This is a genomic window from Pseudobutyrivibrio sp. ACV-2 (assembly GCF_900107545.1).
In the GTDB taxonomy this organism is placed as follows: Bacteria; Bacillota; Clostridia; order Lachnospirales; family Lachnospiraceae; genus Pseudobutyrivibrio.
On record NZ_FNQZ01000014.1, the window covers coordinates 17,227 to 34,550 of the forward strand.

General features: G+C 37.6%; 22 protein-coding genes. All 22 read left to right on the forward strand.

The window, feature by feature from the left end:
- Positions 1-43: 43 nt before the first annotated feature.
- Positions 44-1,156, forward strand: a complete 1,113-nt coding sequence (locus tag BLV53_RS12965) for an acyltransferase family protein (protein WP_090301559.1) — start codon at positions 44-46, stop codon at positions 1,154-1,156.
- Positions 1,157-1,405: 249 nt separating this feature from the next.
- A complete protein-coding gene (locus tag BLV53_RS12970) occupies positions 1,406-1,717 on the forward strand; it encodes an NADPH-dependent FMN reductase family protein (RefSeq protein WP_090301561.1) in 312 nt (103 codons plus the stop codon).
- 13 nt (positions 1,718-1,730) lie between these two features.
- Positions 1,731-2,516 carry a class I SAM-dependent methyltransferase gene (locus BLV53_RS12975; RefSeq protein ID WP_170830856.1) on the forward strand — a complete coding sequence of 262 codons (786 nt, stop codon included), beginning with the start codon at positions 1,731-1,733 and terminating at the stop codon, positions 2,514-2,516.
- 31 nt (positions 2,517-2,547) lie between these two features.
- The gene (locus BLV53_RS12980) at positions 2,548-3,009 is read left to right on the forward strand and encodes an HD domain-containing protein (protein WP_090301563.1); all 462 of its coding nucleotides are present in this window, start codon (positions 2,548-2,550) and stop codon (positions 3,007-3,009) included.
- Positions 3,010-3,233: 224 nt separating this feature from the next.
- Complete coding sequence (locus tag BLV53_RS12985) at positions 3,234-3,734, forward strand: GNAT family N-acetyltransferase (protein ID WP_090301565.1); 501 nt, start codon at positions 3,234-3,236, stop codon at positions 3,732-3,734.
- Between the two features lie 25 nt (positions 3,735-3,759).
- Positions 3,760-4,812 carry an alpha/beta fold hydrolase gene (locus tag BLV53_RS12990; protein WP_090301568.1) on the forward strand — a complete coding sequence of 351 codons (1,053 nt, stop codon included), beginning with the start codon at positions 3,760-3,762 and terminating at the stop codon, positions 4,810-4,812.
- Positions 4,813-4,848: 36 nt separating this feature from the next.
- Positions 4,849-5,682: a CPBP family intramembrane glutamic endopeptidase gene (locus BLV53_RS12995; protein ID WP_170830857.1), complete on the forward strand. Its 834-nt coding sequence runs from the start codon at positions 4,849-4,851 to the stop codon at positions 5,680-5,682.
- A 10-nt stretch (positions 5,683-5,692) separates the two neighbouring features.
- Positions 5,693-5,818, forward strand: a complete 126-nt coding sequence (locus BLV53_RS17610; protein ID WP_278335399.1) for a hypothetical protein — start codon at positions 5,693-5,695, stop codon at positions 5,816-5,818.
- A 128-nt stretch (positions 5,819-5,946) separates the two neighbouring features.
- Positions 5,947-6,393 (forward strand): GNAT family N-acetyltransferase, encoded by a 447-nt coding sequence (locus BLV53_RS13000; RefSeq protein WP_090301572.1) that lies wholly within the window; start codon positions 5,947-5,949, stop codon positions 6,391-6,393.
- 64 nt (positions 6,394-6,457) lie between these two features.
- Positions 6,458-7,348, forward strand: a complete 891-nt coding sequence (locus BLV53_RS13005; protein WP_090301574.1) for an alpha/beta hydrolase — start codon at positions 6,458-6,460, stop codon at positions 7,346-7,348.
- Positions 7,349-7,416: 68 nt separating this feature from the next.
- Positions 7,417-7,872 (forward strand): GNAT family N-acetyltransferase, encoded by a 456-nt coding sequence (locus BLV53_RS13010; protein WP_090301576.1) that lies wholly within the window; start codon positions 7,417-7,419, stop codon positions 7,870-7,872.
- Between the two features lie 10 nt (positions 7,873-7,882).
- The gene (locus BLV53_RS13015) at positions 7,883-8,320 is read left to right on the forward strand and encodes a GNAT family N-acetyltransferase (protein ID WP_090301579.1); all 438 of its coding nucleotides are present in this window, start codon (positions 7,883-7,885) and stop codon (positions 8,318-8,320) included.
- A 72-nt stretch (positions 8,321-8,392) separates the two neighbouring features.
- On the forward strand, positions 8,393-9,175 hold the full coding sequence (locus BLV53_RS13020; protein WP_090301581.1) for a hypothetical protein: 783 nt from the start codon (positions 8,393-8,395) through the stop codon (positions 9,173-9,175).
- 81 nt (positions 9,176-9,256) lie between these two features.
- Positions 9,257-9,667, forward strand: a complete 411-nt coding sequence (locus BLV53_RS13025) for a peptide deformylase (protein WP_090301583.1) — start codon at positions 9,257-9,259, stop codon at positions 9,665-9,667.
- Between the two features lie 343 nt (positions 9,668-10,010).
- Complete coding sequence (locus tag BLV53_RS13035) at positions 10,011-10,760, forward strand: nucleoside phosphorylase (RefSeq protein ID WP_090301587.1); 750 nt, start codon at positions 10,011-10,013, stop codon at positions 10,758-10,760.
- A 117-nt stretch (positions 10,761-10,877) separates the two neighbouring features.
- A complete protein-coding gene (locus BLV53_RS13040) occupies positions 10,878-11,168 on the forward strand; it encodes a putative quinol monooxygenase (RefSeq protein ID WP_170830858.1) in 291 nt (96 codons plus the stop codon).
- A gap of 50 nt (positions 11,169-11,218) precedes the next feature.
- Positions 11,219-11,731 (forward strand): nitroreductase family protein, encoded by a 513-nt coding sequence (locus tag BLV53_RS13045; RefSeq protein ID WP_090301591.1) that lies wholly within the window; start codon positions 11,219-11,221, stop codon positions 11,729-11,731.
- A gap of 134 nt (positions 11,732-11,865) precedes the next feature.
- Entirely contained in the window at positions 11,866-12,129 is a 264-nt protein-coding gene (locus BLV53_RS13050; RefSeq protein WP_170830859.1) for a LysR substrate-binding domain-containing protein, read from the forward strand.
- A gap of 226 nt (positions 12,130-12,355) precedes the next feature.
- Positions 12,356-12,679, forward strand: a complete 324-nt coding sequence (locus BLV53_RS13055) for a hypothetical protein (protein ID WP_207646240.1) — start codon at positions 12,356-12,358, stop codon at positions 12,677-12,679.
- 249 nt (positions 12,680-12,928) lie between these two features.
- On the forward strand, positions 12,929-13,396 hold the full coding sequence (locus BLV53_RS13060) for a hypothetical protein (RefSeq protein WP_090301594.1): 468 nt from the start codon (positions 12,929-12,931) through the stop codon (positions 13,394-13,396).
- Positions 13,397-13,409: 13 nt separating this feature from the next.
- On the forward strand, positions 13,410-14,423 hold the full coding sequence (locus tag BLV53_RS13065) for a LacI family DNA-binding transcriptional regulator (protein WP_090301596.1): 1,014 nt from the start codon (positions 13,410-13,412) through the stop codon (positions 14,421-14,423).
- A 25-nt stretch (positions 14,424-14,448) separates the two neighbouring features.
- On the forward strand, positions 14,449-17,319 hold the full coding sequence (locus BLV53_RS13070; protein WP_090301598.1) for a glycosyl hydrolase 53 family protein: 2,871 nt from the start codon (positions 14,449-14,451) through the stop codon (positions 17,317-17,319).
- Positions 17,320-17,324 lie beyond the last annotated feature (5 nt).

Below are 17,324 nucleotides of genomic sequence, written 5' to 3' on the forward strand. Positions count from 1 at the left end.
AAGTGTAAAACAGACTCTTTTCAGTGCAGTAGAGGGTCTGTTTTTGATATCTGTTATGCTTTTGATAGTAAAGATGGAGGTGGTTCAGGTGCGAAGGTATTATCTTGATAACATTAGATGGTTTACTCAGATTTTAGTTGTTATCTATCATGTTTTATATATGTATAACGGAGAGGGAATACTTGGAGGTCTTGGAAAGATAACCAGTCTTAAGACCCAGCACTATGATGTATTCCTGTACTTGGTTTATCCCTGGTTCATGTCACTTTTATTTATTGTGGCAGGTATAAGTAGCAGGTTGTATATGGATACTCACTCTGAAAAAGAGTTTATAAAATCCAGAACAACTAAATTGTTAGTGCCTTCGACTGTAAGCTTATTTGTATTCTGGTTTATTCAGGGTTATTTGAGCATGTCAATGAGTGATGCTTTTCAAAATTTGCAAGGAGTTCCGAGCATAGTAGTATACATGATAATGGCACTTAGTGGATCAGGACCTCTTTGGTTTTTACAGTTACTATGGATTTTCTCGATAATGCTGGTTCCAATCAGAAGGATTGATGGTGACCGTTTGTGGAAATTAGGCGAGAAAGCTAATATCCCTGTAATCTTTGCCATGACTATTTTAGTCTGGGGCGCAGCTCAAATTTTGAACACACCTGTCGTAATTGTTTATAGATTTGGATTATATGGCGTGATGTTTTTTGCAGGTTATTTCATTTTTTCACATGAGGAAGTAATGGTGAGAATGCAAAAAGCCTTTCCGATTATTTTAGTTATCGGGTTGGGACTTGCATCGGCATTTGTTATTTCCTACTTCGGGCAGAATTATGCAGATGCTCCAATTAATAGAGGGTTGCTTGATAATGCTTTTGCATGGTTTGGCTCACTTGCTATGCTTAGTGGATTTGCCAGATTCGTTGATTTTGAAACGGGCTTTACAAGGTGGATGAGCTCAAAAAGCTTTGGGTTATACGTATTTCATTATATTGGAATAGCTGCTGTTGCTTTATTTATTGCAAAACCTGCACTTCTTCCAGCACCAGTGATTTATATTCTCAGTACTATGGCAGGTTTCGGTGGTGGCATTCTGCTTAGTTTTGTATTTTCAAAGCTTCCGTTTTTCAGATGGGCTTTGCTTGGTATAAAAAAATAAAAGGGAATATTGGAATGACGACTTTATTAGCCATAATAGGTATTTTAGGAGGTTTTTAGCATGAGTGAGTTTATTGCATATTGCAGATGCTACGGCGGCAGCAAACCTAGCACTTCAGGAACATGGAATGCGTGCGATTTTACTAAAGAGTGAGCAGAAAATTACCTCTTTGTAGCATTTGTTGTTTTAAGTGCCGCAATCGAGTATAATTCACCATAACTTTTAAATGGATTTTAGATGGGGTGAGCAATGAAAATTACAGTAATCAATGGCACAGAGAAGAAAGGTGTTACTTATAGGCTCAAGGAAATTTTCCTTGAGTCATTTCGAAATAGTGCTAAGATAACAGAATTCTATCTTCCAAAGGATGGACCAGGATTTTGTACTGGCTGTACTTCATGTTTTTTGACTAAACAAGAGCTCTGTAAGGACTACGTGACAGTGCAGAAGATAGAGAAGGCAATGCTGGAGGCAGGCTTAGGTAAAGACAATCCTGAGTACACAGATTTCAAATATTGGAAAGAACAGGGCTGGATTGATGGAGTCAGACCATGGAAATAATTTAGGGGTGCATATGATTATCAAAGATATTGACAACGGAAAAGCCTTTGATTGGGGAAACACTTCCGAGGATTATGCAAAATATAGAGATATCTATCCAAATGAGTTCTATCAGACCATTTTGGATTTAGGACTTTGTAAGGATGGGCAGCGTGTTTTAGATATTGGAACGGGCACAGGGGTGCTTCCAAGAAATATGTATTCCTACGGTGCAAAATGGACTGGAACTGATATTGCAGAAAACCAGATTATTCAGGCAAAAAAACTTGCTTCTGAAGCTGGCATGGATATTGATTTCTTTGCATGCCCTGCAGAGGATGTAGAGTTTTCGGATGGAACCTTTGATGTGATTACTGCTTGCCAGTGTATATGGTATTTGAATGCTGAGGTAATAGCACCTAAGTTTGCCAGGATGTTAAAACCAGGTGGAGAATTTTTAATTTTGTATATGGGTTGGTTACCTTATGAAGATGCCATTGCTGGAAAGAGTGAAGAGATAATTTTAAAGCACAATCCAAACTGGTCAAGTTACGGAGATACAGTGAAGCCTGTGTATGTTCCGGATGAACTGCTATCATATTTTAATCTCATAAAGCGCATGGAATATCATGTTGATGTTCCTTTTACAAGAGAAAGCTGGCATGGCCGTATGCGCGCGTGCCGAGGCGTTGGAGCTGCAATGAATGAGACACAGCTTGCAGCATGGAATGAGGAACACATGAAGATGCTTAAGGATAATGCTCCGGAAGAATTCATGGTGAAGCATTATATTTCGCTGGCAGAACTAAGTCTGAAGTAAATGTAACAAATTGTTTTGGGAGGATATACACTTGAGTAGATTAAAAGAACTTAGAGAATACGTAGATGAAGAGCTTAATCAATTGCCCGAGGACAAGAGAGTGAGTGCAACTGCACATCTCTATGGGGTTTCCCTGGCTGCAACTATCCTTGCAAAAAAGAGAGACCTTGATGAAGAACTGGCTGCAATGGCAGGAATGCTTCATGACTTGCACGCTTATAAAAGTGGCTCCTATGATGACCATGCCCATTTAGGTGCTGGCCTGGCCAGAAATATTCTTGAGAAACTTGATTTAACAACCATGGAAGAAACAGATACTATCTGCTCTGCAATTTACCATCATGACGACAAATTAGTGACTGATTCACCTATGGATGAATTACTAAAAGACGCAGATGTAATCGACCACTGCTTCAAAGACTCATCCAAAGCGGTAAAGGAAAAAGAGCAGGTAAGGTATGAGAAGCTTTGTGAGGAATTAGGGCTCAATTAGTACACATGATTTTCAATATAAGAGGAAATTGCTTCCTCAGTGAAAAAAATAGGACCTAATATTTTCACTATATCAACTTAATCTATCCAGGGTGAAAAAATGCCTATTTTATTTTCACTATAGAAAACTAATATGATCTATAGTGAAAATCTAGAGTGATATTTTTCACTATAATTAACTTATAGTCATATAGTGAAAAATATTGAGTCATAGGAGATGTTTGTATGCTACTTAGAGATTATAAAAAAGAAGATGGAACAATAATTGCAAGTTGGCTTCAGAAAGAGGATGAATTATATAAATGGTCTGCAGATATATATAATAAGTTTCCTCTTTTAGGAGATGATATCTATGAAAACTATTTACCACAGCTTGGAACAGGGAAGTTCTATCCCATTACTGCCGTTGATGAAAATGAGAATGTTATTGGGCATTTCATTATTAGGTATCCAAAGGCTGATGATGAAAGTTCTATACGATTTGGTTTTGTCATAGTTACTCCTACACTAAGAGGAAAAGGATACGGCAAAGAAATGCTTAGGCTTGGAATCGAATATGTAAAGAGCAATCTTTCAGCTTCAAGGATTGATCTTGGAGTGTTCGCAAACAATGAGAAGGCAAAGCATTGTTATGAATCTGTAGGTTTTAAGGAATATGGCAGTAGAGAATGTGCGCTTCCTATAGGTACTTGGAATTGTATAGATATGGAGATGTTCTTAGAGTAAGTCGAAGCGTATAAGGGAATTCATAATGATACGAAGAATAAAAAAGATTTTAAAAGTAACGGGAATAGTTATTATTTCCTTCATAGCAATTATTTTAGTGGCGCATTTCACAGGCAGAATAATCAATAACAGAACACCAGATGGTGGGATAAATGAATCAATGTATGTAGATATAAATGGAACAAAGCAATGGATAAATATCTACGGACAAGATAAGGATAATCCAGTTTTACTCTATCTTCATGGTGGGCCTGGCTCATCAACCAGCATATTCGATTACGCCGTTACAAGAAAGTGGAGTGATGTATATACGGTAGTCACTTGGGATCAGCGAGGCTGCGGAAAAAGTTATGACACCTCAAAGACAGATAATATAACCGCAAGCATCATGATGCAGGATGGCAAGGAAATGACTGAATTCTTACTTGATCATACGGGCAAAGATAAGATTACTCTTTTAGGACATTCATGGGGTTCGATGTATGGTGCAAACTTAGCTTTGGAATATCCGGAATATTATGAAGCATTTATTGGCGCAGGACAATTTATCGATCCTAAGGAGAATGAACAAAGACTTTACGATGCGGCACAGGAATGGAGTGTTGGAGACGAAGAAGGTAGAGCACTCCTTGAAAAATGGTCTCCAGAAAACGAAGATTCCATAGAAGCTATACAGGCAAGAAATGCTACTATGGAAAGATATGGTTATGGAATGATGAAAGATGGCTCGGACTATAATCTTTATACCACGGTGCTGTTCAATCCAAACTATACAATAAAGGATTATGTTGGATATCTATCACACGGGAGTAAGGAGTTTGAACCATATTTGACTTTCTGGGCAAGTGATGAATTGTCAAAGCTGTCGCTACTTCGTAAATACGAATACAAAGTAGCCTACTACAATATAGATGGAGATATGGATTATCAAACAAACTACCAGCTTGCCTGTGAATACTTTGATGATGTGAACGCTCCATATAAAGAAATGTTTGTGATGAAAGATGCAACTCACGGTCTGCTTGAATCACGCTCAGAAGAATTCTCGGAGATAGTACATAAGATAGCAGGGAAATAAATTATATATTAGGATACGCTAGATATGGGAGATACGATGAACGAACAAATTAGAAAAAATACAGTATTATCCTGCTGGATAATATTTGTAATCCTAATATTAGTACATGGATTCGAAGCTATCGTCCTTAGGATGGATGAAACCTTTTTTGGAGAGAACTTCATCAATAAGGTGTTTGGAATCCTAGTGATTTTTCTGGTGCTGCGATGCCTTAAATGGAAATGGTCTGATATAGGGTTTGCACGAACCGGATTTGTGAAAAGTATTGGCATAGGATTGCTGCTTGCTCTGTGCTCCTTCGTCATTTCTTATGGTGTGGAAATCCTAATCCTGAAAAGCCAGGGGCACGATATCGGATTTGGAATTTTTACAACAGGCTTTTCCCTGACTGGTGAAGCGGATATACATACAGGTATTGGATTTATATTAATGTGCATTTTTTTCAACCTGATAAATGTGATTATGGAGGAAGGCACCTTTAGGGGGCTTTTCTATCAAATTGCAGATATTGATCATTCAATGAAATATGCTCTGTTCTTCCAGGCCTTCTTGTTTGGAGTTTGGCATATTGTGACTCCACTCCATAATCTGATTGATGGTGATATTAACATTGGGGCATTCATCGGACTTGGCGTGGGATACATTATCCTCGCCGGTATGATGGGCATTAAGTGGGAATTGCTTTATCGGATGACGGGAAGTCTTTATGCTGGAATGGCTGATCATTTCTTCAACAATTGCATTGCCACAAATCTACTTCATGTAGTTACTGAGACGGGGACAGATGAAATGATGATTGTTCGCGTGGCAATAGCGCAATTATTGTCATTTGCAGGGGTTTTAGTAGTGTGGAAGAAAAAGGGGATATAAGAGGTGTTTAATGGGGAAAAAGAAAGTGGAACATGTTGTTTTTGATGGTATGAGAAAAATAAAAAAGAATTACAATATCAGTGAATACAACAGGAAAACTTATAAGAAAAAATCGAATAGGGTAAAAGAACAGTAAGAATCGGAGCTTGTAGCGCTCTTTCTATGAGAAAGGACATCGATAATTCAAATTTGTTGAATAATTAATATTCCAGTGTAACAGTCTATTGTATAAAAATGCTTTTGACAGAGGAAGAGGTGTTGGACATGGGGTTGGAATTATTACAGGCATCTACAGCGGATGCATTAACTATAACTGGGATCTCTAGACGAGCCTTTCACAGTGATGTGGAAGTTGGTTCCAAGGAAAAAGTGGGACCACCAGGATATATGTCAGTTCCGTATTATACGAAGATGGCCAAGTCAAATCATCTTTTTAAATTGATAGATAATGGCTTAATCATTGGCGGAGCGGTACTTTTTTTGGATAATGAAAAACTTAATATTGGCAGGATTTTTATAGGACCGGAAAATCATCGAAAAGGTTATGGAATATTTTTGATGCAGAAAATAGAAGCGTTATATCCTGCGGTAAAGGAATTTACACTTGATACACCAATCTGGAATACCAGAACTAACTCATTCTATTTAAAAATTGGGTATACGGAAGTAAGGCGTGATAATGAGTTTATTTATTACGCCAAACAACAATAAATAATTTAAAGTTATATAAGGAGAACACATATGAAATCATTGATTATCTATTTCAGCAGAGCTGATGAAAATTATGCAGTCGGTTAAAAAGTTCGTTTATAAAAATGAAAACAGCATGAAAAAGATGCATGAGTTTTATGATAAGACTCTTGCATCCCTTGACGTTCCTTATTCGGAAGCCTGTTTTGATACTTCTTTCGGTCAGACACATTGTCTTCTCGTTGGAGATCCGGAAAAGCCAAGGATATGTACAATACATGGAGGAAATGGGATCACAACATTGAATCTGAAACTGTTTCTTCCGTTGTTGGAAGAATACAGTATCATTGCTCCGGATGTGATCGGTATGCCCGGGAAAAGTGATCCATACAGGATTATAAGCAGCAAGAAGGATGAATACGGACTATGGATCAAGGAAGTATTGAGTCATTATAAGGAAGAAAGAATATCCTTTGTTGTGTCTTCTTACAGTTCTGCCATGTTTCTTTCATTTGCCAAGAACTATCCGGAGATGATTCAAAGCGCCTTGCTTCTGGTTCCGTCAGGGATAGTGCATGGACCAATCCTGCCTATGCTGGGCAAGATGGTCGTTCCGTTTATGAAATACTATTTTAGTCCTTCTGAGAAAACACTTGATGTGGTGATTGAATCTATGGGCGGAAAAGGTGATCCGGTATGGAGAGAATTCTATGATATTATGATGTCATCTTATAAGATGGAGATGAGGCCGCCCAGGGAATATAAAAAGAAAGAACTGATATCGTTTACGTCTCCGCTTCTCATAATCGCATCGGAAAATGACATATTCTTTCCGGCAAGCAGAGTATTCCGTAAAGCAAGAGAAATTTTTGCCGGATCTGTAACTACGGTAGAAATAGACAGTAAACATTTACCATCTGATGAAACGATGATTGATGTATGTAAACGGACGAAAGAGTTCTTTAAGAATGCGTAACTGGAATATCTTACAGAATAATAGACTAGGAATAAGAGGTATACAATAATAACGTAGAGGGATGAAAAATGGTTGAAATAAAAATTGCAAGACAAGATGATATTGAGAGTTTAATGAGCATTCGCCTTGAAATGCTTAAGGTTGTGAATAGTCTTCCAGAAAATTATGAGTATTCAGATGAAATTATAAATGAAAGTCGAGATTACTTTTTGAATGGAGACCAGATGACTGTTCTTGCTTGTGATGGAGATGCTGTCGTTGGTTGTGCATCCATGAGCTTTATAAGGATAATGCCAACATTTGATCACCCGACCGGAAAACGAGCCCATCTTATGAATGTATATACAAAAAATGAATATCGTCGACAGGGTATTGCTCAAAAGATGGTCGAATTGCTAATAGAGAAAACTTGTGAAAAAGGTGCCACAGAAATCAGTCTTGATGCAACATCTTTAGGAAGACCACTCTATGAAAAATTGGGATTTACTGATTCAACAGAATGTATGGTTCTAACAAATTTTTAGGAGAAAGACCATGAGGGAAATAACGCCCAGCGAGGTAAACCAACTGTACGATTGTATTCGTGAGTTATCAGAATATCACAATGCGACCTCTGAGAATTTTAAAGGATGTTATCCTATAAATCCATATGAAAAGACGCTGGAATCTTTTGAAGCGGCATTAAGAAAAAAAGAATCTTACATAGCTGTCTCTGAATTTGAAAATCAGATCATAGGATTTTGCAAAGTAGATATAAGTGGGGAAAACGGTAAACTGGACTATTTGCTGGTGAAGGAAGAATTCAGAGGAAAAGGTTTTGGAAAAGAACTCATGGACTGGGCAATGCTTATGTTTGCCCAAAATACTGTTAGGCACATTGAAGTAAAAGTGGTTGATGGTAACCCTACGATTCATTTGTATGAAAAATATGGATTCAAAATGAAATCGCACATATTAGGGATTGAGCGTTAAATCCGTGTCAGGTATATGTGATGTCCCTGAAGTGAGTAAGAGGGGCTGGAAGCTGTAATTTGGGGGAGTTGCATGAAACATTCTAAACTGAAAAAAGCGCTTATATGCATTGCTGCATTGCTCGTAATAGTATTTGCGATAGCAACGGTTATCTATATCAATATTAAAAGTTTTACGGTTAAGAGAATACAAAGTTCAGATGGCCAGGAAGTATATATTATGGGTACGTTTCACACCAATCATTTTGACTCTATATCAAATTATTCTTTTGAAGAAATGCTTAATGCAATACAGAGCATAGATCCTGATGTGGTTTTCATTGAGGCAAGAGAAGAAAACTACGAACAGTATGGAGTAGTGGATGGTCCTGTTGATATGTGTATTACATATTGCTATTGTCGGGATAATGATATTCCTGTAGAGATGATAGATTACTGGAAAGTAGATAATAACAATTACAAACGAAACACCACCACCGAAGATAGAGATGATCATATACATCAAAATATAATGGAGAAACTGAACCTCTATGCTAATAAAAAAGTTTTAATAGTATGTGGATTTGGACATTTATATCCGCAGTTGGATCGACTGGTGGATGAAGGGATGGTAAAGGAACGTATTCCGCATATTTCAAGCTTGTTTAAGAGCGATGGAAAAGAGTTTGAATATCCTTCTTCTATATGTGAGGTGTGGGAGCAAAGAGCATACTTTTATGCTTACACATATCCAGAATCAATTCAGGCAGATGAAACAATAAACGATGAAGTGAAAGCCCAATGGCCGATTGATGAAAATCATAATTTCTATGATTCGCAGATAAAGTATTGTGAGCTGTTTAGAGCAAATCAGTAATATAGGTGATATATAAATGGAATGGAGCACCATGATATGAGCAAAAGGATACATTTAATCGGAATAAAAGGGAGATAAATTATGGTACAGAAAATAATTAGAAATCAAATGTTTTTGGCTCAGAAATGTGAGCCTGCTACAAAGGCGGATGCACAGATAGCTCAGGATTTGCTTGATACATTAAGAGCAAACATAGACCATTGTGTTGGGATGTGTGCCAATATGATTGGACAGAAGAAGACTATTATTGCTGTTGCGGCGGGACCATTTCAGTTTGTAATGATAAATCCAAAGATTACTCAAAAGAAGGGCAAATACGAGACAGAGGAAGGTTGTCTTTCTTTGGATGGAGTAAGACCTTGTACCAGATATGAGGAGATTGAGGTTGAGTTTCTTAATCAAAACTTCGAGCCACAACATGCAAAATACACTGGCCTTACAGCTGAATCCATCCAGCACCAGATTGACCATTGTAACGGGGTGGTAATATAGATAATCTGTAGACGAGTGGGGATTGGAGAAGTCGAAAACCCAGATTATACAGATGATAAAACTCAAAAGACGTTGCAATCTAGGCGTTTAAACTTCTATCTTCGCAACGGCTGTAGAGACACGGGACTTCGTGTAAATTGTTTTGGGGTTAACTACATAATTTTAGAAGCTGGAAAGACTCAATTTAAAGATAAAGATGAAGTATGGAATCTTTATGAAAGATTCTATAAAAGCTTTTTACCTGAAGATAAATTTAAGAAAAATATACGAAGAACAAATTAGAGAAGGTACACCAGAGTACTTGATTAAGATGGTAAGATAAATCACATTTGGGGGGAACAATATGCTAAAAGACTTTTATGATATCGACACAGAACCAATAGTAGATCTTGCAGCATTTTACGGTAAGCCAAAGGAGATTACTGAAAAATGCTTAGTCATCTTTTCAAAAGAAATACATGATTATTTGCTAGAAAAATATACATGTGAAAACATAGGTACTATAACTGCCTGCAATGGAAATACGCCTATATATTTAATTGAATATAAAGGCGAAAAAATAGCATTCTATTTGACTGGTATCGGAGCAGCAATCGCATCTGCAACCTGCTATGAAATTCATTGGCAGACAGGTGCCACAAAGTTTATTATGTTTGGTTCATGTGGAAGCTTAGATGCTGATGCAACTACAGGAAAGTTTATTGTGCCTACTAAAAGTTATAGAGGAGAAGGCACTTCCTTCTACTATGCTCCAGCGAATGATTATATAGATATAAAAACAGCTGATAGACTTGCAGAAATTTTCCAGGAACTAAATGTTCCACATGTCAAAGGCTCTGTGTGGACCACAGACTCAATGCTCAGGGAGACAAAAGGGTTAGTTGCAAAAAGAAAATCAGAAGGCTGCATTGCAGTTGAAATGGAGTTGTCAGGCGTTCAGGCATTATGTGATTTTTATGGCCTGACTTTATATGATTTCCTTGAAGCAGGTGATGTGCTCTCTGACAGTGGATATGAAATTGAAGGATTAAAAGATGCTAATCACAGCTTGGGTAAACTGTTTATAGCCCTTGAGATAGCTCTTAGAATATGATTTGCAGTGAACTGTAGTGAATATATTAATTGATTTTATAAATCGAATGGTATAGTATACATATAAAGATTGCAAGCAATCGGATAGTATAAAATGTATATAACAAGGAGGTGCGTCATGCTTAAGGTAGTAGCAAAACTTACAGTAAAGAAGGATAAAATAGAAGAGTTCAAGAAGACTGCAGAGGAACTTATTAAAAAGTCCAATGCGGAGGAGCAGAATATCTTTTACACATTGAACCAGAGCGTGGAGGATGAGCAGAAATTTGCGTTTATTGAGTGTTGGAAAGATAGTGATGCACTTAAGGCACACGAGGCATCAGAGCACTTCACAAAGATATTCCCAATGCTTGGTGAATTAGCAGAAATTTCTGCTCCAGTAGAGCTTTACAACGAGGTTGAGTACTAAGCTATGTTATTCTCAGGGACAATATTGTTTTATTTGGCATGGAGGAAAAAATGGAATTTAAAGAAGTAGTAAAAAATCGCTATTCATGTAAGAAATATGATACAAAAAAAGTTGAGAGAGAAAAGCTAGAGGCTATTTTAGAGGCAGGCAGGCTTGCACCTACAGCAAAAAATCTTCAGGAACAGCACATTTATGTTGTAGAGTCTGAAGAGGTTCTAGCTAAAATTGATAAGATGACACCTTGCAGATATGGAGCACCTACTGTACTGGTTGTTGCATTTGATAAAAATAATGTATTTACTTATCCAGGAGACAAGAGAGATTCAGGTGTTGAGGATGCATCTATCGTAGCTACACATCTTGTTCTTGCAGCTTATGATGAAGGTGTTGATAGCTGTTGGATTAATTATTTTGATCCAGATCAGATGGCAAAAGAACTTGGTCTTCCAGAAAATGAGGAGATTTTAATGCTTCTTGATCTTGGTTATGCATCAGAGGGCGCAGGTCCACTCGCTAATCACGACAGCAGGAAGCCATTATCAGAGACAGTTAGCTATTTATAAAAAAGGAGATGTATATGTATCAGTTATGACAATCGTCAATTCTGCCCGTCCTTTGAGAGGGAAAGCCTAAAAATTGCTGATTTAAAGGGACAACCACTGATAAGTCTAAATGAAAAATACAATCCTACGCGAATTTGCTAAATTCCTGCGAGCGTGAAGGCTTCTATCCAGATGTTCGAATTAAAACCATGGAAGCTGCCATGATATATGAGTTTGTCAGGGAAGGCTTAGGAATTGGAATAGATGTAGATATTCACAACAAGGAAGTTTTTTCTAAGGACATCAAATTGATTCCTATTGAGGATGGCATTTCTTGGAATGTGTACGTGGCTTACGAGAAATCCAAGGAAGATGATAAGAAACTGCAGCAGTTTGCAACTATATTGACATCAAAATAATTAGAAATAGAAAATACGCCTTGCGCAATCGACAATCGATTGCGCAATTTTTTTATCATTTTTTGGTTTATTCGTATACTGATTGCACAATTATCTTATGGATTTCGTTAATTGTTTAGTAAATAAAATACTACTAATATATAGATATAAGGTCAGTTCACGGAATATTCACAAATATTTAGTGAAGCTGAAATGCGCAAGTTTGCGCAAGTGATTGGGAGGTAATATGGGAAAGAAAATACTAAAAAACAAGGTTTTACTATTGATGCTTGTTCCAGCTGTGGCATATGTTGTTATATTCAGTTATTTGCCAATGGGCGGCATAGTTCTAGCATTTAAAAACTATAAATATGCAGATGGCATATTGGGGAGTCCATGGGTGGGGCTTGATAATTTCAAATTTCTTTTTGTCTCAGATAAAATCTGGCAGCTTACAAGAAACACTCTACTTTACAATATAGCTTTTATTATTTTTGGAATGATATTTGAGGTAGGATTTGCAATTATCTTAAGCGAATTAACCAACAAGGTTTTTAAAAAGATTGCTTAAGGATTTATGTTTCTTCCGTACTTTATTTCGTGGGTTGTTGTAGCGACAATCATGATGAATATTTTCGGAGATCACAGTGTACTTAATTCTATAGTTACAGCAGCAGGTGGGGAAAAGATAAGCATCTATAGCAATACAGCACTTTGGCCAGTAACAGAGTTACATTGGACAAGGCTGTAGATTATACCTGGAATGGATGGGCATGGGCTATCAACAGACAGGATGAGCCAGAGGAGGCAGGCTAGGGAAATGTACAATGCAATTGACTATGCAGATGATTCTCAGGTTGAAATTGAAGGTGAAAATATTCTAACTGACGCGCAATTTGATAGACTTATGACAGGCTGGAATTATGATAAACCAGAGAATGTTACAGCATCAATTGTCGAAGATGAAGGAATCCCTACCTTTAAATTTAGTAGTGTTGGTAATGTAAAATTTGATTTATCTCATAATATAACTATTGAAAAAAGCGGTAAGTATTCTATGGTTGTTGAATATAAGGGGGATAATACAACTGGTGTGTGCATAAAGCCTTTTACCAAACTCAATGGTTACATCAGAGAGACAAATATCTATCCATCTGATACCCGTTGGACCAGAGGCACAATTGATTTAGAGTTGGATGCTGGCACGGATATTGTTGTTGGAATTGAAATTGATTCACCACAAATTACAGGTGAAATTAGAAATTTTGGAGTGTATCTAAAGGAATAAAGTAGGTAAGCTGATGCAGGAAATTGAATTAAAGAAAATAGCAGAGGAACTTAATATTTCCCAGACCACGGTGTCTAGGGCTTTATCTGGGAACGGAAGAGTTTCTGATAAGACTAAGCAGAGAATTGAAAAGTTTTTGCTGGATAACAATTATACTTTAAAGAATCGTTCTGTTGACTATGGTAGCAAGCATACTGGAAATATATGCGTGACTATACCAGGTGAAGATAAATTTGCAGAGACCCCTTTCTTTCATGCTTCTTTAATGAGTATTTTAGATTATTACTCTACAAGAAATTACAACGTAATTCCGGTTAAAACAAAGGCAAATGATATTCGTCAGCTTGAAAAGATTATTAAGCAGCATAAAGTAGACGGGGTTATTCTCACCCGCACGATTAAAAAAGGAATTGACATAGAGTTTTTAAAGAGCCGTAATATTCCATTTGTTGTTATAGGGTCTTATGAAGATGATCAGGTCTATCAGGTAGATGTGGATCAGGAAAATGGCTGCAAGGAGCTTACATCAGTTCTTTTGAAAATGGGTTATCGTAGGCTTGCCTTACTATGCGCAGATATGACTCATGTTGTAACTCAAAGCAGATATGCAGGTTTCCTTAAAGCTCATGTGGAAAATGACTTGGGAATCAACACTCAGTTTGTGTTTAATGAGACAGGATATGCTCAACAGACTGCCCAAGCGGTAGACGATTGCTTGAAAAATCAAATTGAATGTATCATTTGCATGGATGATAACATCTGTATCAACGTATTGAATCGATTGAAGGCAGAAAATGTTGTAGTTCCTAGAGATATCAAGGACGCATCATTTTTCAATAGTTCAGTTTTAGAGATGCATTACCCTCCAATAACAGCATTGGAGTTTAATACGGGAGATTTGTCATGGACTGCGGCAAAAATGTTGTATGAATTACTCCAAGGCAATGAAGTTCCCCACAGACAAATGTTGGGACATCAGCTCTTTTTGAGGGATTCGACACAGAAGGATATAGTTAAGGCGTTTTAATAATAAATAAAATTGGGAGGATAATATGTTAAGAAGAAGGTCTAGAAGTGGAGCTAGAATTATTAGCCTTATGTCGGCTATTGCAATGCTGGGAGGTCAGGTGTATTTCCCATTTGAGGCAAAAGCAGAGGAAAGTGAAAGTTGGAAGGCTACTGACTTAATTAAAAACGGAGATTTTGAGACTGGTGATTTAAGTGGCTGGACTGTAGATATGCCAGATAGTGATGGAGATGCTGTCGGTTATAAGATTAAAGTTGATGAATGGGCGAGCAATAACAAAACTAATATCTTAAATTACTGGAACAATAATGAAAGTGCGTCTTTTGAGTTTTCTCAGGACATTAAGGATGTTAAAGCTGGAACTTACAAGCTTTCCTTTGAAGCTGATGGCGCAGAAGATGAATCTGGCTTAAAGCTAAGTTTAAATGGTGAGTCAGTATCAATAAAAACTTCAGGTTGGGATAACTGGTCCACATTCTCTACTGAAAGCTTTACAGTTGAGGAGAAGACTGATTTAAATTTTAAGATTAGTGGAGAAATCTCTTCCGGTTATTGGGGGGATTTAGACAACTTTGTTTTATACAAATTAGAGTCTAATGAAAACTCTGATGATGAGAAAAAAGATGAGGATTCAGAGTCGGAAGAAGATAAGGATAAAGACAAGGACAAAGATAAAGAGCAGGAAGCTGAGGAAGCAGATATTATTGTTAAACCTGTAGATGGCTGTGATGAAGATTTTATCACTGGTGTTGATGTAAGCTCATATCTTGCACTTAAAGACAGTGGTGTAAAGTATTATGACTATGATGGAAATGAACTTAGCAATAGCGAATACTTTGTTTTCCTTAAGGAGTGTGGCGTTAACTACGTCCGTATCAGAGTATGGAATGACCCTAAGGATTCTGAGGGAAATGGCTACGGCGGTGGAAACTGTGATTTGAACAGAGCTATAAAGATTGGCAAGTGGGTCACAGATGCTGGAATGAAGGTTCTTATTGATTTCCATTATTCTGATTTCTGGGCTGATCCTGGTAAGCAGACTGCACCTAAGGCATGGCAGTCTATGACAATTGATGAGAAGGAAGAGGCTCTTGAGAAATTCACAGTGGATAGTCTCCAGAAGCTTATCGATGCAGGTGTCGATGTTGGAATGGTCCAGGTTGGAAATGAAACTAACAATGGCATCGCTGGTGAAAAAAGCTGGGAAAACATGGCAAAGCTTTTTTCTGCTGGTAGTAAGGGTGTGAGAAAAGTTGCTAAGGACAATGACAAAGATATTCTGGCAGCTATTCATTTTACAAATCCTGAAACAAGTGGTAGATATGAGGGCTATGCTAAGAATCTCAAGGAATACGATGTAGACTATGATGTATTTGCTTCATCTTACTATCCATATTGGCACGGAACACTGAGCAACCTTAAGAGTGTGCTGTCAAACATTGCTGATAATTACAACAAGAAAGTAATGGTGGCAGAAACTTCTTATGTCTACACTCTTGAAGACGGCGATGGATGTGAAAACACAGAGCGTGAAGGCAAAAATGATCCGTTGAATTTTGATGTTTCAACTCAGGGACAAGCGGATTCTGTTAGAAGTGTTGTTGAAACTGTGGTTTCAGTAAAGGGCGGAATTGGTGTATTTTACTGGGAACCAGCATGGCTTCCAGTACAGGTTTATGACAAGGATGCAGATGACGCTGAGGAAGTGCTTGCTTCAAATAAAGAAAAGTGGGAAAAGTACGGAAGTGGCTGGGCTGCTTCTTATGCGAAGGAATTTGACAAAGATGTAAGAGATTGGGGCGCTGGCGGTGCTGTAGTTGAAAATGAGGCTTGGTTCGATTTTGAAGGACATCCACTTTCTTCTGCAAAGATTTATAAATATATTCGTACTGGCGTGAAGGCAAAGGTAAAGATTCTTCGAGTAGAGGTTTCTGATGTAGAGTTTGAGCTTGGAGATGAAATCAAGCTTCCTGAAACAGCAACTGCTATTTATAACGACGGAACTAAAATTGATAAGGAAGTTCTTTGGAATGAAACAGAATTGGCTGATGCAAAGGAAAAAGGCGTTGGGGAATTCGAAATCTCTGGTACTGTTGAAACAGCAGAGGAAACATTCGATGTTGTTTGTAAGGTAACCGTAAAGCCAAAAAATTATCTAGTGAATGCTGGTTTTGAAGATGGAGATAAGGCTTGGACAATAGACGATAAAGGAAACACCAATGGAAACAATGGTGTAGGAGTTCAGGCTGATGCTTCAAATGTAAAATCAGGTAGCATGTGTCTGAAGTTCTGGGACAATGAGGCGATTGATTATATTGTTGAGCAGAAAATCACTTTGGACAAGGGTATTTACAAGCTGGGAGCTTTTGTTGAAGGCGGTGACTGTGGTGAAAGCGCAGAGTTCAAGCTTTATGCAAAAGTGAAGGATGAGATTCTTTCAGCTGATACAGGTGTTACCGGTTGGCAAAACTGGGCAAATCCAGAGATTGATTCTATTACTGTGAAAGCTGACGGCACAGAGGTAACAGTTGGTGTAAGTGTAAAGGCTGCTTCTGGTGGTTGGGGTGCCTGGGATGATTTCTACCTTTATAGAACAGGCGATTTCACAGGAGCCGATTCGTCTGACGATGTTATTGATGATGATAACAAAGATGACAACCCTGATATAGATAATCCAGGTGATAATGGTAATTCTGGAAATGATGGTGGAAATACAGGCAATAATGGTAATCAGGATAATAATCCAACAGATGATAACAAGGACAACAAAACTGATAATGCAAAGGTGATAATTGAGCAAGTTCATCAGGCTGTTAAAGTCTTTGTTGAAAAGGTGGTTGTGCCAGTTGTAAAAGAAGTCTGTAGAGTATTTAAGAGAATATTCGGATGGTTTTAAGAGGT

Excerpts from the sequence above, each read along its gene's own strand:
- BLV53_RS12970 (WP_090301561.1), top strand. The coding sequence starts at position 1,406 with ATGAAAATTACAGTAATCAATGGCACAGAGAAGAAAGGTGTTACTTAT.
- BLV53_RS12975 (WP_170830856.1), top strand. The coding sequence starts at position 1,731 with ATGATTATCAAAGATATTGACAACGGAAAAGCCTTTGATTGGGGAAAC.
- BLV53_RS12985 (WP_090301565.1), top strand. The coding sequence starts at position 3,234 with ATGCTACTTAGAGATTATAAAAAAGAAGATGGAACAATAATTGCAAGT.
- BLV53_RS12990 (WP_090301568.1), top strand. The coding sequence starts at position 3,760 with ATGATACGAAGAATAAAAAAGATTTTAAAAGTAACGGGAATAGTTATT.
- BLV53_RS12995 (WP_170830857.1), top strand. The coding sequence starts at position 4,849 with ATGAACGAACAAATTAGAAAAAATACAGTATTATCCTGCTGGATAATA.
- BLV53_RS17610 (WP_278335399.1), top strand. The coding sequence starts at position 5,693 with ATGGGGAAAAAGAAAGTGGAACATGTTGTTTTTGATGGTATGAGAAAA.
- BLV53_RS13000 (WP_090301572.1), top strand. The coding sequence starts at position 5,947 with ATGGGGTTGGAATTATTACAGGCATCTACAGCGGATGCATTAACTATA.
- BLV53_RS13005 (WP_090301574.1), top strand. The coding sequence starts at position 6,458 with ATGAAAATTATGCAGTCGGTTAAAAAGTTCGTTTATAAAAATGAAAAC.
- BLV53_RS13010 (WP_090301576.1), top strand. The coding sequence starts at position 7,417 with ATGGTTGAAATAAAAATTGCAAGACAAGATGATATTGAGAGTTTAATG.
- BLV53_RS13015 (WP_090301579.1), top strand. The coding sequence starts at position 7,883 with ATGAGGGAAATAACGCCCAGCGAGGTAAACCAACTGTACGATTGTATT.
- BLV53_RS13020 (WP_090301581.1), top strand. The coding sequence starts at position 8,393 with ATGAAACATTCTAAACTGAAAAAAGCGCTTATATGCATTGCTGCATTG.
- BLV53_RS13025 (WP_090301583.1), top strand. The coding sequence starts at position 9,257 with ATGGTACAGAAAATAATTAGAAATCAAATGTTTTTGGCTCAGAAATGT.
- BLV53_RS13035 (WP_090301587.1), top strand. The coding sequence starts at position 10,011 with ATGCTAAAAGACTTTTATGATATCGACACAGAACCAATAGTAGATCTT.
- BLV53_RS13040 (WP_170830858.1), top strand. The coding sequence starts at position 10,878 with ATGCTTAAGGTAGTAGCAAAACTTACAGTAAAGAAGGATAAAATAGAA.
- BLV53_RS13045 (WP_090301591.1), top strand. The coding sequence starts at position 11,219 with ATGGAATTTAAAGAAGTAGTAAAAAATCGCTATTCATGTAAGAAATAT.
- BLV53_RS13055 (WP_207646240.1), top strand. The coding sequence starts at position 12,356 with ATGGGAAAGAAAATACTAAAAAACAAGGTTTTACTATTGATGCTTGTT.
- BLV53_RS13060 (WP_090301594.1), top strand. The coding sequence starts at position 12,929 with ATGTACAATGCAATTGACTATGCAGATGATTCTCAGGTTGAAATTGAA.
- BLV53_RS13065 (WP_090301596.1), top strand. The coding sequence starts at position 13,410 with ATGCAGGAAATTGAATTAAAGAAAATAGCAGAGGAACTTAATATTTCC.
- BLV53_RS13070 (WP_090301598.1), top strand. The coding sequence starts at position 14,449 with ATGTTAAGAAGAAGGTCTAGAAGTGGAGCTAGAATTATTAGCCTTATG.